Source organism: Streptomyces sp. NPDC014623 (assembly GCF_043088245.1).
GTDB lineage: Bacteria > Actinomycetota > Actinomycetes > Streptomycetales > Streptomycetaceae > Streptomyces.
The window spans coordinates 283,485-297,747 of sequence record NZ_JBIBZU010000002.1 but is presented as its reverse complement, the minus strand read 5'-3'; the positions used below and the strand labels follow the sequence as shown (position 1 = coordinate 297,747).

Annotated in this window: 12 protein-coding genes and 1 tRNA gene; 4 read left to right on the top strand and 9 right to left on the bottom strand. The window is 73.7% G+C overall.

Annotation, left to right across the window (positions count from 1 at the left end; translation table 11 throughout):
- Positions 1 to 30: 30 nt before the first annotated feature.
- Positions 31 to 1,131, top strand: coding sequence for an LLM class flavin-dependent oxidoreductase (locus ACF1FZ_RS05345; protein ID WP_391772030.1), 1,101 nt, complete (start codon positions 31 to 33; stop codon positions 1,129 to 1,131).
- 5 nt (positions 1,132 to 1,136) lie between these two features.
- Here ACF1FZ_RS05345 and ACF1FZ_RS05340 read toward each other — a convergent pair whose 3' ends face one another.
- Positions 1,137 to 2,975 (bottom strand): putative bifunctional diguanylate cyclase/phosphodiesterase, encoded by a 1,839-nt coding sequence (locus ACF1FZ_RS05340; protein ID WP_391772029.1) that lies wholly within the window; start codon positions 2,973 to 2,975, stop codon positions 1,137 to 1,139.
- Between the two features lie 438 nt (positions 2,976 to 3,413).
- Here ACF1FZ_RS05340 and ACF1FZ_RS05335 point away from each other — a divergent pair, with 438 nt between their 5' ends.
- Entirely contained in the window at positions 3,414 to 4,655 is a 1,242-nt protein-coding gene (locus ACF1FZ_RS05335) for a M6 family metalloprotease domain-containing protein (RefSeq protein ID WP_391772028.1), read from the top strand.
- A gap of 57 nt (positions 4,656 to 4,712) precedes the next feature.
- On the opposite strand, the gene ACF1FZ_RS05330 is transcribed toward ACF1FZ_RS05335, so the two are convergent.
- The 7 genes from ACF1FZ_RS05330 to ACF1FZ_RS05300 all read right to left on the bottom strand — a co-directional run bounded on the left by ACF1FZ_RS05330 (position 4,713) and on the right by ACF1FZ_RS05300 (position 10,990).
- Positions 4,713 to 4,786: transfer RNA gene (locus ACF1FZ_RS05330), tRNA-Lys, on the bottom strand.
- Positions 4,777 to 5,463 carry a hypothetical protein gene (locus tag ACF1FZ_RS05325; protein WP_391772027.1) on the bottom strand — a complete coding sequence of 229 codons (687 nt, stop codon included), beginning with the start codon at positions 5,461 to 5,463 and terminating at the stop codon, positions 4,777 to 4,779. The genes ACF1FZ_RS05330 and ACF1FZ_RS05325 overlap by 10 nt, the downstream gene beginning before the upstream one ends.
- A 145-nt stretch (positions 5,464 to 5,608) precedes the next feature.
- Complete coding sequence (locus ACF1FZ_RS05320; RefSeq protein WP_391772026.1) at positions 5,609 to 5,950, bottom strand: hypothetical protein; 342 nt, start codon at positions 5,948 to 5,950, stop codon at positions 5,609 to 5,611.
- 73 nt (positions 5,951 to 6,023) lie between these two features.
- On the bottom strand, positions 6,024 to 7,358 hold the full coding sequence (locus tag ACF1FZ_RS05315) for an AAA domain-containing protein (protein WP_391772025.1): 1,335 nt from the start codon (positions 7,356 to 7,358) through the stop codon (positions 6,024 to 6,026).
- The gene (locus tag ACF1FZ_RS05310; protein WP_391772024.1) at positions 7,355 to 8,971 is read right to left on the bottom strand and encodes a hypothetical protein; all 1,617 of its coding nucleotides are present in this window, start codon (positions 8,969 to 8,971) and stop codon (positions 7,355 to 7,357) included. Before ACF1FZ_RS05310 ends, ACF1FZ_RS05315 begins: the two co-directional genes overlap by 4 nt.
- Entirely contained in the window at positions 8,962 to 10,146 is a 1,185-nt protein-coding gene (locus ACF1FZ_RS05305) for a hypothetical protein (protein WP_391772023.1), read from the bottom strand. Before ACF1FZ_RS05305 ends, ACF1FZ_RS05310 begins: the two co-directional genes overlap by 10 nt.
- The gene (locus tag ACF1FZ_RS05300; RefSeq protein WP_391772216.1) at positions 10,043 to 10,990 is read right to left on the bottom strand and encodes a phosphatase PAP2 family protein; all 948 of its coding nucleotides are present in this window, start codon (positions 10,988 to 10,990) and stop codon (positions 10,043 to 10,045) included. Before ACF1FZ_RS05300 ends, ACF1FZ_RS05305 begins: the two co-directional genes overlap by 104 nt.
- 314 nt (positions 10,991 to 11,304) lie before the next feature.
- Here ACF1FZ_RS05300 and ACF1FZ_RS05295 point away from each other — a divergent pair, with 314 nt between their 5' ends.
- Positions 11,305 to 11,910, top strand: a complete 606-nt coding sequence (locus ACF1FZ_RS05295; RefSeq protein WP_391772022.1) for a histidine phosphatase family protein — start codon at positions 11,305 to 11,307, stop codon at positions 11,908 to 11,910.
- Positions 11,911 to 12,208: 298 nt separating this feature from the next.
- Here the strand turns inward: ACF1FZ_RS05295 and ACF1FZ_RS05290 are convergent, their stop codons facing one another.
- Positions 12,209 to 13,564 (bottom strand): tetratricopeptide repeat protein, encoded by a 1,356-nt coding sequence (locus ACF1FZ_RS05290; protein ID WP_391772021.1) that lies wholly within the window; start codon positions 13,562 to 13,564, stop codon positions 12,209 to 12,211.
- A 254-nt stretch (positions 13,565 to 13,818) separates the two neighbouring features.
- Between ACF1FZ_RS05290 and ACF1FZ_RS05285 the strand changes: the two genes are divergently transcribed.
- Positions 13,819 to 14,181: a hypothetical protein gene (locus tag ACF1FZ_RS05285; protein WP_391772020.1), complete on the top strand. Its 363-nt coding sequence runs from the start codon at positions 13,819 to 13,821 to the stop codon at positions 14,179 to 14,181.
- Positions 14,182 to 14,263: the final 82 nt, after the last annotated feature.

Genomic DNA, 14,263 nt, shown 5'->3' with positions numbered 1-14,263 from the left:
ACAGAACGCAGCACCGGAGAGGCCGAACACGTGGACGAGAACCGAGGCGACCAGATTCGCGGCACAGCGGGCGGGACGGCCTCCGTGCCCCTTTCCGTGCTCGACCTGGTGACCGTGGGCCAGGGCCGCACGGCGACCCAGGCCCTGCGCACCAGCGTGGACATCGCCCAGCTTGCCGAGAACCGCGGGTTCCACCGCTTCTGGGTCGCCGAGCACCACTCCATGCCCGGTGTGGCCTCGTCGTCCCCCGCCGTGATCCTCGCCCACCTGGCCGCCCACACCGGGCGCATCAGGCTCGGCTCCGGCGGAGTGATGCTGCCCAACCACGCCCCGCTGGTGATCGCCGAACAGTTCGGGACCCTCGAGGCGATGGCCCCCGGCCGTGTCGACCTCGGCCTGGGCCGGGCTCCCGGCACGGACGGCGCCACGGCCGCCGCCCTGCGCCGCACGGACCGGCTGAACGAGGGAGCCGACGACTTCCCGCAGCAGCTGGCCGAGCTGACCCGCTTCCTGGACGACGACTTCCCGGACGGGCATCCCTACGCCCGCATCCACGCCGTCCCCGGGCCCGTGCAGGCCACGTCGCCCGGCGGCGTCCAGTCGCCCGCCCGTCCGCCCGTATGGCTGCTGGGATCCTCAGGCTTCAGCGCCCGGCTGGCCGGTGTGCTCGGTCTGCCCTTCGCCTTCGCCCACCACTTCTCGGCCCGGAACACCGTGCCGGCCCTGGACCTGTACCGGGAGTCCTTCAAGCCCTCCGCGGTGCTCGACGCCCCCTACGCACTCATCGGGGTCGCGGCGCTGGCCGCCGACGACGAGCGTGAGGCCAGGCGCCAGGTGCTGACCGGCGCGCTGTCCATGCTCCGGCTGCGCACCGGGCGCCCCGGCCTCGTGCCCAGCCCCGAGGAGGCCGAGGCGTACGACTTCAGCCCCATGGAGCGCGAGTTCGTCGACGGCTGGCTGAAGGACATCGTCCACGGCACGGCGGACGAGGTCCGCAGCGGTCTGGACGGCCTGGCCGAGCGCACCGGCGCGGACGAGCTGATGATCACGGCCAACGCGCACGGCGGAGAGGCCCGGCTGCGCTCCTACGAGCTCATCGCGGACGCGTACGGGCTGCCCGGGACGGTCTGACCCGGTCAGTTCCCCGCCGGCCTGGTGCCGATCAGCTCGGCGATCCGCTCCGGGGCCACCGCACGCGAATACAGCCACCCCTGCCCGGTGTCACAGCCGATCCGGCGCAGCCGCTCCGCCTGGCCCGAGGTCTCCACGCACTCCGCGGTGACCGTGAGGCCCAGGCGGTGCGCCAGCTGCACCATGGCCTCGACGATCGTCTCGTCGGCCGGGCTGGGGTGCGCGCCGTCCTCGTAGCGGAAACCGCTCACGAAGGAGCCGTCCAGCTTCAGCACGGACACCGGCAGCCGGCTCAGATAGGCGAGGTTGGAGTAGCCCGTGCCGAAGTCGTCGATCGCGATACGGACGCCCATGTCGCTGAGCGCCTGGAGCACCCGGAGCGGCCGGCCGGACGAGCCCATGACCGCCGATTCGGTCAGCTCCAGCTGCAGCAGCCCGGGTGCGAGGCCCGTCTCGGCGAGGATCTCCGCCACATCGGCGACCAGGTCGGAGTCCCAGAGCTGCCGCACGGCGACATTGACGCTGATGAACAGCGCGGGCTCGTCCGGGTGTCCCAGCTGCCAGCGGCGGGCCTGCCGGCAGGCCGTGCGCAGCACCCACCGGCCGAGCTGGACGATCGTGCCGTCCTCCTCCGCGATGGGGACGAACCGGCTCGGCGCCAGCAGCCCGAACCGCGGGTGGTTCCACCGGACCAGGGCCTCCACACCCCGTACGACCTCGTCCGCCATGCCGACCAGCGGCTGGTACTCCAGGGTGAACTCCCCGCGCTCCACGGCCGGGCGGAGCGTGGAGGAGAGCGCCTGCCGGGTCATCCGGTGCGCGTTGCGCTCGGGGTCGAAGAGGGTCCAGCGGGACCGGCCGTCGGCCTTCGCCCAGTAGAGGGTGGTGTCCGCGGCCTGCATCAGGGCGGTGGCCGAGGTGCCGGCCGACGCCCGCTCCACCACCCCGATCGACGCGGAGACCGACAGCCGGTGCCCGGCCACGTCGAACGGCCGCTGGAGGGCGCTGAGCACCGTACGGGCGAGATCGGTGAGCTGATGCGTGCCCGACGAGCCCTCGACCAGGATCGCGAACTCGTCACCGCCGAGGCGCGCCACCAGATGGCCGCCGGCGCGGCGACCGCCGGCCTCGGCGCAGTCGGTGAGCCGCTCGGCCACGGCGGCGAGCAACCGGTCACCGGTGCGGTGCCCCAGGGTGTCGTTGACCGCCTTGAAACCGTCGATGTCGAGATAGCAGAGCCCGATCCGGCCGGGCCGGGGCGACGACCCGTCCTGGAAGGGCGGATCCTCCAGGGCGGCCGTGAGCCGCTCGAAGAACAGGGTGCGGTTGGGCAGCCGGGTCACGGGATCGTGCATCCGCAGGTGGCGCAGCCGCTCCCGCAGCTCCCGGCGGTCGCTGACGTCGGCGACGGACAGCAGTGCACGGCCCCTCCCGGTGTCCTGGCCGCTCATCGGCACGACGGTGACCTCGGCCCACAGCGGCCGGCCGTCGGCGTGCGCGAGCCGCCGGGTGTACCGGAGCCGGGGCCGGGAGCCGCGCAGGACCTCGGTGTACGCGCGCCAGGTGGGGCTGTCCGAGGAGAGGCCGACGAGGTCGGCCGCGGGCCGCCCGGTCAGGGAAGCGGGGTCGGCACCGAGCAGCTCGCCCAGCGCGCCGTTCGGCCTGACGATCCGGCCGTGGTGGTCGACGACGGCCATCGGGAGGGCGGACGCGGCGAAGGCGGCGCGGTACTCGCGCAGCTCGGAGAGCCTCGAGATCTGATGATCACACTGCGTGACCTCTGAGGAGCCGACGCCGTGGGCCGTGCCTGCCCGGCCCATCGGCCCTTCGGAGGTTCCGCTCACCGCTCGCTCCCGCTGTGCAGATTGTCATGAACAGGTATGGCCGGGCAGGGCGTGGAGTTGGAGCGCCGCGCCGGAGGCGGGAACCACGCGGGAAAACGAGGTGAAGCATAGAGGGTGGCGCGTCGGCCGTTCCAATGCGCCTGCCGTTCCGGACCTGCGGCACGCCCGTGGCTCATGCCCGTCTCGCGCCTGTCCAGCTGATGGCGTTTTTATGCAGATTTACCACAAGTGGTCATTTTTGCACTTCCTCGATCGATCTCGCTTCTCTGGTGAGCGATTGTGACTGTGTGTGAAAGGGGTTATCTGCCTTCGGGTGATCACACCGGATCCGCCGACCCGCTGATCCGCTGACCCGTGTGGGGCAGCACAACAGGGCGTGCACAGCCGGAACGGCACAGGGTGAGGGGATGACCCCGCATTCGCCACCCGGAGGTAGATGTGCCGCGTCAGCACGGATCCGGGGGAGTGGAGAGGCCGAACCTGCGCAGTGCGGCGGCTGCTCTCACCTCTCTCCTGGCGCTCGCCGCCACCGGACTCGTCGCCGGACCCGTCGTGGCGGCCACGCGTGACGCGGGACCGTGCGCCCTGCCGAGGACCGGGGCGCACCACTCCCTCGGACTCGACACCTGGAACGACGCCTACCCGCGCCCCGACCGCACCCTCGACGCGGTCATGGTCTTCCTCTCGTTCCCCGACTCCGACCCCGCCGTGTCCCCCGAAGCGCTCGCCGCCGACTACTTCCCCTCGACCTCCCGCTTCTTCCGCCGCGCCTCGTACGGGAAGTTCGAGCTCCGCGCCCACCCGCAACGGCAGTGGACACCCATGCCGCACCCGTCCACCCGGTACGGCATACAGCGTGACTGGGACTCCGGGCGCCGCAGCGCCTATCTGCGCGACGCGATCGCGGCGGCCGACGGGCGGACCGACTTCTCCGCGTACGACATCGTCTACCTCGTCGCCGACCCGGGCGCCCCCGGTGTGGACTCCGACGCCACCAAGGTCGTCAACCTCGACCGGCCGCTGAGCGCCGACGGTACCGACATCAGGCGTGTGGTCACCCTGTTCGAGGAGCACCCGCCGGACCGGAACGTCCTGGCGCACGAGACCGGGCACGTCTTCGACCTGGCGGACCTCTACCACCGGCCGGAGGACGGAAAGGGCGACTGGGACACCTACGTCGGCGACTGGGACGTGATGGGCAGCCAGTTCGGCCTGTCCCCGGACCTGTTCGGCTGGCACAAGTGGAAGCTCGGCTGGCTGGAGGGCGAGGAGGTCGTGTGCGTGCAGGGCACCGCCGACCTCACCCTGGAACCCATGGCCGAGGTGCCCGCGCCGGGCGCGTCCATCGGGACCCGGCTCGCGGTCATCAGGACCGGCGCGGACAGTGCGCTGGCCGTCGAGGCCCGCAGCGCCACGGGCAACGACCGGACGACCTGTACCGAGGGCGTGCTCGTCTACCGCATCCGCAACACGACGCCGTCCGGCGGCGGACCGGTCGAGGTGCTGGACGCCCACCCCGGGTCCGACGCCTGCTGGGACCGGTCGGTCTACCCACCGCTCGCGGACGCCCCCCTCCGGGAGGGTGAGCGCTACACCGTGCCGGGCGAACGCGTCCGCATCGACGTCGCCGACCGGACCCGGTCGGGAGCATGGACCGTCCGCATCGCCACCGGCACCTGACCTGCCCAGACGCACGAAGAAGCCCCCTCGCTCGCGCGAGGGGGCTTCTTCCGTCGGTGCGCCGTCAGGGACTCGAACCCCGGACCCGCTGATTAAGAGTCAGCTGCTCTAACCAACTGAGCTAACGGCGCCTGCTGACGTCGTAGACATTAGCACCCGCATCGGCGGGAGGAAAAATCGAATTCCCGGTGGTCGACGGGGCCGCCGACCTGCCCGCCCGGACACAGGCCCACAGCAGCACGTCGGGGCCCGGAAGCCAGGGGGTGCGCGTGCCGGGAGCGACCACCCAGCGGGGCCCGCCGGTGTCCGCACCGCCGGTCAGGGGCGGGACGGTGACCGCGTCCCCCGTGCCGTGACAGAGCACCGGTGGCAGACCGCCCCGCTGCCGCCGGGATCCGGCGGCCGGCCCCGTGCCCCACTCCTCCCACGCCAGGAGGGACGGCAGCCGCTGCGCCGTGCCCGGGGAGGCGAACAGCAGCGTCCGGCCCCGGTGCGTGGCCACCGGACCCGACCCGGGCCCCTCCGCCCAGAGCTGCTCCAGCATGCGCCTGCCGAACAGGGCGGGCACGCTCACGATGTCGAACAGGGAGCCGCACGGCAGCACCCCGGGGGAGCGGGGGTGGGACTCCCACCGGGAGAGAGTGCTGCGGGGGCAGGACGAAGCTCCCGCCAGCCACGCGGCCCCGGCCGCCGTGACGTGGGCGGCCCTGTCGCCGGCGCGCTGCCGCAGCAGGGCCAGGAGGCCGGCGCCGTGGTGCGGGGCGGCACCGGCCTGCAGAGTCGTTTCGTCATTCAGCCATGCGGTCATGGCGTCATGTCTACCGGCAGTGACGACTCTGTTTCCCGGAGTCGCCGAAAGCCGGACAGGGTGCGGGCGTACGGAGTATCTTGCCCATCGGCATATGCCACGGGTGTACCCGCAGTGATGCCGGTGCGGCCGGAGGCTACCGAGGTCAGGGCGTGGGCTCGTCCAGCAGGGACCGGCCGAACTCGATCATCTTCTTGGTGTAGTCCTCGGTCCACTCCGCGCGCTCGGCTATGTCCGCGGCCGTGAGCCGGTCGAACCGGCGCGGATCGGCGAGCTGGGCGGCGGCCACGGCCTGGAACTCCACGGCCCGGTCGGTCGCCGCCCGGAAGGCGAGCGTCAGCTCCGTCGCGCGGGCCAGCAGCTTCTTCGGGTCCTCCATCGACTCCAGGTCGAAGAAGTGCTCCGGATCGGCTGCCGCCTCCGACGGCTCGAAGAGCAGCGGTGCCGGACGCAGCCTCTGCCGCTCGTTCCGCTCGGGTCGTGCCATGTGGGGTTCCCTCCTCGTACGGCCGGACGGCCACCTTCCATTGTCCAGCCCGGCGCAAGAGCGCTGCCCAGGATCAGGGCGCCCAATGCACGCGGTGCTCGGCGAGATGCGCCAGGACCGCGTGATTCGCCTCCCAGCCGTCGGGGAACTTCACCGTCACCCCCAGCTGGACCGGCTCCGTCGACGGGTGCTCGTCCAGCAGGTCCGCCACCCCGGCACGGCACACCACGACACACGCGTGCCGGTGCCGGGAGGCGAGCACGCACAGGCGGCCCGTCTCCAGGTGGAACGCCGTGGCGTCCGGGCGGCCCGACAGCGGGTGCAGGACCACCGTCACATCGAACTCACGGCCCTGGAGCCGGTTCGCCGTGTCCACCGCGACCCCCGTCACCCCCAGCTCCGCGAGCGCGGCCCGGACCGCGGCGGCCTGGTCCCGGTGGGCCGTACCGACCGCGACCCGCTCCGCCGTCACCGGGACCGGGTCAGGGGCGCGCTCGCTCGTCGCGGCGCCACCCCGGTCCAGCAGCCGGCGGACCACCAGGGCCACCGCCCGGACCGCCTCGGGGTCCGTGCGCGGGGTGTGCCGGGCCGGGAGCTCCAGCAGTCCCCAGCCGGACTCCGCCGCCTCGTCCAGGACCCGGTCCGGGCCCGACCCGTCCGAGGGCACGCCGAACGACAGCCGCCGGTCACCGTGGCCGGTGCCGCTGCGGAACGGCGTGTACGGGTAGAACGCGGCCGAGACCAGCGGCGCCGCCGACGCCGGCAGCCGCCACGACACGGGCAGCCGGTGCTGCGGGAGCTCCGGGTTGTGCGCGAGCAGAGTCGAGACGGCGCTCGCCGACGGGTCGTACGAGAGACCCGCCCACTGGTCGGCGCCCACGAGGGAGAAGGGGTCCAGCTGGCCCGGGTCCCCGACGAACAGTGCCCGCTCGAACAGCCCGGCCACGGCCAGCAGGGCGTCCGAGCGCATCTGGTACGCCTCGTCGACGATCGCGTGCCCCCACGGCTCCACGTTCTTCACGTGCGCCCACTTGGCGGCCGTGGAGATGACGATGTCCAGACCCGCCAGATCCGCCGCCTTCGCCGACTTCCGTACGTTGTCCAGGCCGTCCAGGACCTTGTCGTACGGATCGGAATCGCTGCTGTGCAGCCGGCCCACCGGCAGCTCGGGAGCCTTCTCGGCCAGCCGCACCACCAGGTCGTCCACCTGGGCGTTGGTCTGCGCGACCACCATCAACGGGCGGCCCGCGGCCGCCAGCTCCAGCGCGGCACGCACCACCAGGGTCGACTTCCCCGCACCCGGCGGCGAATCCACCACGATGCCGCGCGCCGTGCCCCGCAGGGTGTCGCCGAGGATCGCGTCGGTCGCCCGTGCCGCCGAGGCGCCCGGGCCGGATACGGCTGTCACAGGAGGTCCTCCGCGGTCACGGGATCGGGCTGCTCGGCAGGCCCGCCGGCGGCGTCCGGCGGGCCGCCATGGGTCCAGGGGGTCTCATCCGGATCAGGCAGCTTCGGGCCGCCCCGCTGATCGTGCTCGAACAGGGTCCAGACGATCCGGTCCCCGGGCTCGGGCACCGAACCGGGGGCGGGCTCCTTGCTCCGGCCCATCCGGTCCGTGATCCGCAGGACGAGACCGGCCGTCCCGGCGCTCCCCGCCTCCTCGGCCGCGTACCCCACGAACTCCGCGGTCTGCGGCTTCCCGTCCAGCGAGCGGTACACCTTGGTCCGCTCACCGAGGTGCGGGCGCTCGTCGGTGAGCACCGTGACCAGGGGACGCGGCGAGGGCCGCTTCGACCCGCTGTACACCATCTCGACCTCCGTCACCTCCCCGACGAACGCCTCGCCCGCCAGCCTCCGCCCCGCCAGCACCAGCGGATCGTCCAGTGCCTCCTGGGCGTCCAGCTGCGCCTGGGCCGTCTCCCTCGACGCCAGTTTCCGGGCCGCCGTCACCGCGTCGTCCCGGCGCGGCTGCGGGGGCTCGCCCGCCCGCACCCGGTCCCGGTGCGCGGTGAACGACCAGCGGTCCCTGGTCCAGCGCTCCCCGGACCTCGCCCCCTCCGGAAGCCCCCGCAGCAGGTCGAGTCCCCGCCACACCGCGTCCCAGGTGGGCAGCAGCACCCCGGCGAGCAGCGACCTGATCTCCCGCTCGGCGTCGCTCAGTTCACCGAGCCGGGTGTCGGCGTCGACGGCGTCCTCCGCGGCGGCCAGCGCGGTGCGCGCCCGGTCGTACCGCTCGATCGCGGGCGCCAGCAGCCTGTTGTCGAACGCCGGATCCGTCGCCGGTCCGGCCGGCGGGCAGACCAGCTGACCGGCACGGTCCCGCTCCAGCTCCGCCCGGAGTGCCGCCTCGGCACCGGACCGTCCGTCCGGCGGGTCGACCCACGCGAGCAGCGCGCCGAGATGCTGGTCCTCCAGGCTGCTCTGGCCCGTCGCCCAGTGACGGTTCAGCAGATCCGTCGCGGCGAGCAGCAGCGAGGAGCCCGGCACCCTGGCCCGCTCCCCGTAATGCGTCAGCCAGCGGCCGAGCAGCGGCACGCGGGCCGGAGCCGGATAGGGGGTGTCCGGGTCGTCCTCGGCGGTGCGCCGGAACCGCATGGACCGCCCGAGCAGCCGTACGAAATCGATGCCGGCCCTGCTGGGCACGATCAACTGCGCCGCGTCCGCGCACAGTTCGACCTCGACCTTGACCTTCTTGCCGGTCGCGGGATCGACTTCGCTGCGCTCGGCGGGCTCGACGGCGTCGGCGTAGGACTCGATGTGCGGCAGCACCGCCTCGGCCAGCTCGGCGAGGAACGCGAACCGCAGGTCGCGGTCGCGCGGCTGGGCCACCGTCAGCAGCCGGGGCGCCGCACGGTCCGTGCCCACGAGCGCCCCGAGCGGCGCGCCCGCCTCACCGGCGGTCGTCAGCGGCACCAGCACGAGCGGCTCGCCGGTCAGATGCCGGTGGCGCACGGTGGCGAGCGGCTGGGCCCGCCCGCTGTCGACCGCTTCCAGCCGGGCCAGGGTGCTGATCAGCGACACGGGACGCCACCGCCCGCTGCGGCCAGGGCCTCGGCCCGCAGGGCTGCCGCCCTGCGCAGCGCCGCCACCGTCGGGTCGGCCGGGTCGCCCTTCTCGCCGGCCGCCGCGGCCAGTACCTCGGCGACCGTCCTCAGGCCGCCGAGCTCACCCCGCACGCTCCGGCCCAGCGCCTCCACCGCGCCTTCGGCGCGTGCCCTGGACCGGCAGTGGAAGGCCAGCTCGCACGCGGCCAGGCACTCGGGGGCGTACGCCGCGGGGACGGACTCGACCGCCGTGCCGAGCTCCTCGGCGGAACGGTCCGGGTCGAAGGTGGTGCCCTCGGGCAGGGCCGCCGCGATGTCCTCGACACGGGTCAGCCTGGTCAGCTGGCGGCGGGTGACGGCACGTTGCTTACGCACGTCCACGACCGAGGCGGTCGGCAGGTTGGAGAAGTCCTTCGGGCAGACCAGCAGGATCCGGTGCCCGACCCCGGCGCCCTCGGTCACCTCGGCGACCCGCTCCAGCGCGAGCACGTAGACGGCGGACTGGCGGGCCGCCGCACCGACCTTCGCGGCGTCCGCCGAGGCGTCGATCATGGGGAAGGACTTGATCTCGACGACCGTCCAGGTGCCGTCGGGGTGCACCACCACGGCGTCCGGCTCCAGGTAGGCGGGCGAGCCCGCGACCTCCAGGGCCAGCATCGGATGGTCGAGCAGCGTCCAGCCGCCCGCAGCCGTGGCCTCGCGCAGCGCCAGTGCCGTACGCGCGGCGCGGCCCTCGGGGCCCGCGGCCGTCAGATCGGGCACCGTGGCCGCGGCCGGCGCCTCGGCGCCGCCGCCGAGCCGCTCGACGAGGAGGCGGAGCAGCTCCGTGCCGCCGTCGGCCTTGACCTTGGCCTCGAAGGCGTTGCCCCGCACGAACGCGAACTGGGACTGGCCGAACGCGGCGGGGGAGCCGAGTGCCGTGGCCAGCACCGCCTTGTCGACGCCGGCGCCGTCGAGCAGGGCGCGCCGCTTGCATCCGGGGTTGGCGGCGAGCGCGGCCAGCGCGCGTGCGTCGAGCGGATGCGGTGCGACGGACGGACCGCGCAGCTCAGCGAGCCGCTGCCGGAGCGTCGTCACCGGCCTCGGCTGTCGAGCGGGGTCTCGCGTCGCTGGAATCTGCGGAGGCGGTCCGCTGTCCGGGTATTCGCTCACCCGCGGAAGTGTTGCATCCGTCACCGACAATCGTGGATTCCGCCCGGGTGACGATCGCGGGCACGGGGGCGGGCGCCGCCCTCACCCGGTCCTTGACGCGGTCCGCGATCCGCATGAACGGCCTGGTCAGAAGGGCGCCGAGGACCATCACGGCGGCGCCGGCCACAGCGTCGAGGAAATAGTGGTTCGCCGTCCCCATCACCACGAGCACGGTGATCAGCGGATAGGCCACGCCCGCCGCCCGGACGAGCGGGTGACGGCCGTGGCGCCACAGCAGGACGCCGCACCACACCGCCCAGCCGACGTGCAGACTCGGCATCGCCGCGTACTGGTTGGTCATTCCGCTGAGCCCGCGCGGGGCGCTCGCCCCCGCGCCCCACCAGCCGTACGCGCTGTACTGCGCCATCGTGTCGACGAAACCGTGGTGGGCGTCGAGCAGCCGGGGCGGGCAGGTCGGCAGCAGCGTGTAGCCGGCCAGCCCGAGGAGCGTGGAGGTCATCAGCCAGGTGCGGGCCGCCCGGTAGGCGGCCGCACGGCGCCGGAAGATCCAGACCAGGACGGCCGGGGTGACCAGGTAGTGCAGGGAGGCGTACGCGAAGTCGGCGGGTATCCCGAGCGTGGGACGGGCGGTCAGCAGCCGGTTCAGCGGGTGCTCGGCGTTGAGATGCAGCGCCTTCTCCAGGCGGAGTATCGCCAGGCCGTTCTCCACGGCCGCCGGTACGTTCTCGTGGACCAGCAGCCGGCCCGCCGAGTACAGCCCGTACACCACCGCGAGCAGAGGGAGTTCCGTCCACCAGCGGGGCCGGGGACCGGCGGACGGTGTCGCGGCGGTGGCGTGCGGCATCCGGTTGCTCTCCCCAATGTTCATGCGGTCGACGGCGGGCGTTCAACCGTACGGCGGTCGTACGCACTGGTTCCCCGTGGGGCCCGTCCCACGCGGACGTTCCTGGCCACGCGCTGAGAGGGACGCGGACGCCGCCCCCCAGGTTGCCCGTGAAGCAGGTGGGAGATGATGGAGCAGGGCCCCGCACGCACCGGTCCCCCGGCCGGCCGTCCGCGTCCGCCGCCCCGTCGCCGTCCCGGACACCGCCGTCCCGGACCCATCGGATCCCAGGGTCCTCGGATCTTCGGATCTCCGTATTCTCAGGGAGAGCCGTCATGGCACCGCGAATCCTGCTCGCCCGGCACGGCCAGACACAGTGGTCGGTCCAGGGCAATCACACCGGCAGGACCGACATCCCCCTCCTCGGCACCGGTCGTGAGGGCGCCAAGCTGCTCGGCGAGCGGCTGCACAGGGAGCCCTGGAGCGGCCTGCCCGGCGTCGAGGTGCGGACCAGCCCGCTCGTCCGGGCCTCCGAGACCTGTGCGATCGCCGGTTTCGGTGAGCGGGCCCAGCCGTGGGACGCGCTGATGGAGTGGGACTACGGGGACTACGAGGGCCTCACCCCGGCGCAGATCAGGGCGGACCGGCCGGACTGGCTCATCTGGCGCGACGGAGTCCCCGGCGGCGAGACCCTCGCCGGACTCACGGCCCGGGCGGACGAGGTCGTGGAGTGGGCGCGTTCCGCCGACCGCGACGTGCTGGTCTTCGCCCACGGACACATCCTGCGGGCGCTGGGGGCGCGGTGGCTGGGTGAGGACGTGTCGTTCGCCGCGCGGATCAGGCTGGAGCCCACGTCGTTGTCGGTGCTGGGCTGGGCGTACGGCCTCCCTGCGCTGGAGCGCTGGAACGACACGGGCCACCTGGACCGCCAGGTGTGTTGATCACGAGCGTTGCCGACCGTTGCCGGGCTCGGCCGAGACGAAGACCTCCGATGCGGTGGAGCTGTCCGGGACCGCACCGCACGGAGCTCATCGTGATGCCCGCCGGCTGCGCACGGCAGGCGGATCCTGGCCCGGCGTGTCCAAGCCGGGCGCCCGGGCCGGTTTCCGGCCCGGTCCGGTCCGTTCGAGCGGGCCCGCCGGCCCGGGCACGCTCAGGTTCTCCGGCGCGGGCCGGCCGGTTCGGGCCCTGGACGGGCTGGATCCGTCCGGCCCGGTCCGGAGGGGGCGGGGCCCCGCCTCAGGCGCCGGGGGGCAGTTCCTCGTAGCGGGCCAGGAGGGCCGTCACCTCCGGGCCGCCCTGCGGCCGGAGCACCTGTACGGTGCTCGCCAGTATCCCGCGGATCCGGGAGGACCGGACCCGGTCCAGCAGGTCCAGCACCTCGTGACTCGCCGCCGCGGCCTCGTCGGCCGTGCCCGCCCGCGCCAGGTCTCCGGCGAGCTGCGCGCGGTACAGCGCGAGGTTCCGGGTGAAATGCGGATCCTGCAGCCGGGTCGCCCGCCGGGCATGGCGCGCAGCCCGGGGCCAGTCACCCAGGGCGGACCAGCACTGCGCCTCCAGCAGTTCCAGCTCCGCCTCCCGGAAGAAGGTCATCCACTCCGGGTCCGCGTCGCCGGGCCCGTGGTCGAACGCCGCCTGCGCGCGCCCGATCGCCTGCTCGCACCCCGTGCGGTCCCCCAGCCACGCCCGGGCCCCCGCCTCCCTCAGCGCCAGCAGCGCCAGCAGCCGGGGCGAACCGAGCGGCCGGGCCGCCCGCTGCCCGGCCTCCGCCGCGCGGACCGCCTCGCGGGCCCGTCCCGTGTCCCGGGCCAGGAACGACGCGTTGCAGAACGCGTGCGCCTCCAGGGCGGAGTCCCCCGCCAGCCGCGCCGTCGCGAGCGCCTCCGCGTAATGGGAGCGCGCGTCGTCGAAGCGTCCCGAATCGTGCGCCAGCCAGCCCACGGAGATCGCCAGTTCACCGGCGCCCGCGTGCAGCCGGTCCGCCGTGCTGCGCCGTGTGGTGGTCCCCGAATCGAGCAGGGCGTACGCGGCCCGGAGCGGCTGGGAGGCCTGTCGGTACAGGCCGTCCGCACCGTGCCGGTCGTCCAGCAGCCGGATCCGGCGCACCGCCTGCTCGACGGCGCTCACCTCGGCTTCGCCCACCCGGCGTTGCGCGGGTACGGCAAGGGGGCTCGCGGCGGCTGGACGGCCGCCCAGGCCCAGGGACGCGGCCGCCACCGTGGTGGTACCGCTGGTCATGAACACGCGACGCAGCACGTCGCTCTCCTCGTGGATGTCGCTGTCGAGCGTGGGGGGTGTGGTGGGCGGGGGCAGAGGTGTCGTGCGGGCCCCCCGGCCGCGCACGCTCTCGCGGGCCGAGAAACCCAGGTCCGCGAGGCTCGTCCCGGGGAACATGTGCAGGAACACCCGTTCGTACGCGTAGTTGGGGCAGCGGATCTCGCCCGACTCCACGCGTCCGATGTACCGGGCGTCGCACGCGACCTGTTCACCGATCTCGCGTGCGGCCCTGCGGACCGCGGCCGCGAACTCCCCGGCGGAGCGCTGTCCGCGCAGCCGACGGAAGACGAGGTTGGGAACTGCCCGTGCCGACACCATGGCGGAGCCCTCTCTGGCGCAGCCGGGTTCCTGCTTCCGGTGTCCCGGCGGAGCAAGAACGTACCTGTTGTGTCACGCCTCACACGCAGCGTTTGCCAATAAAACGGGACATCTCACCCGTGATCCGCCATGAACTGCCACCCTTTGCGGCGGCGTGCCGCCGTAGCCCTTGACGCCGTCGGCGCGTTGGTCCATGCGGAGACGGGGCGCGGCGCCGTCTCGTCGAGACGAGAGGAGGGGTTCCCTTGCCTCACATGGGCCCGGAAACCACACCGTGCGACCTGGTGACCGTCCCGGCGCGTCAGGGCCTGGAGGCCGTGGACATCCTGCGCAGGGGAGCGGAGAACGACCCCGTCGGCCCCGTCCTGCACGACGGGGCCTGCGCCGTCCTCGGCTTCCTGGTACCCCCCGGCACGGCGGAGGCGTGGGACGTGCCCGGCAGCGCCTGTACGCGGACGGACGGCCGGGGGCTGCGTGTCCCCGCCGAGCCGCCCGTCGTCGGAGGGGGCTGGCTCCTGCCGCCCGTGGCGGAGACCCCTGTCACCGACCCGGCCGTGCTCCGGGCCGCCCTCGACCAGGCGGCCCGGACGATCGAGGCGGCCGACAACTGCCGCTGAGGCCATAATGGGCAGGTGGGCGGATCTCCCGCCGTCGCCGGTCCTCCGAGGTGCCGGCCCGAACCGGTGAGCGAGGACGAGC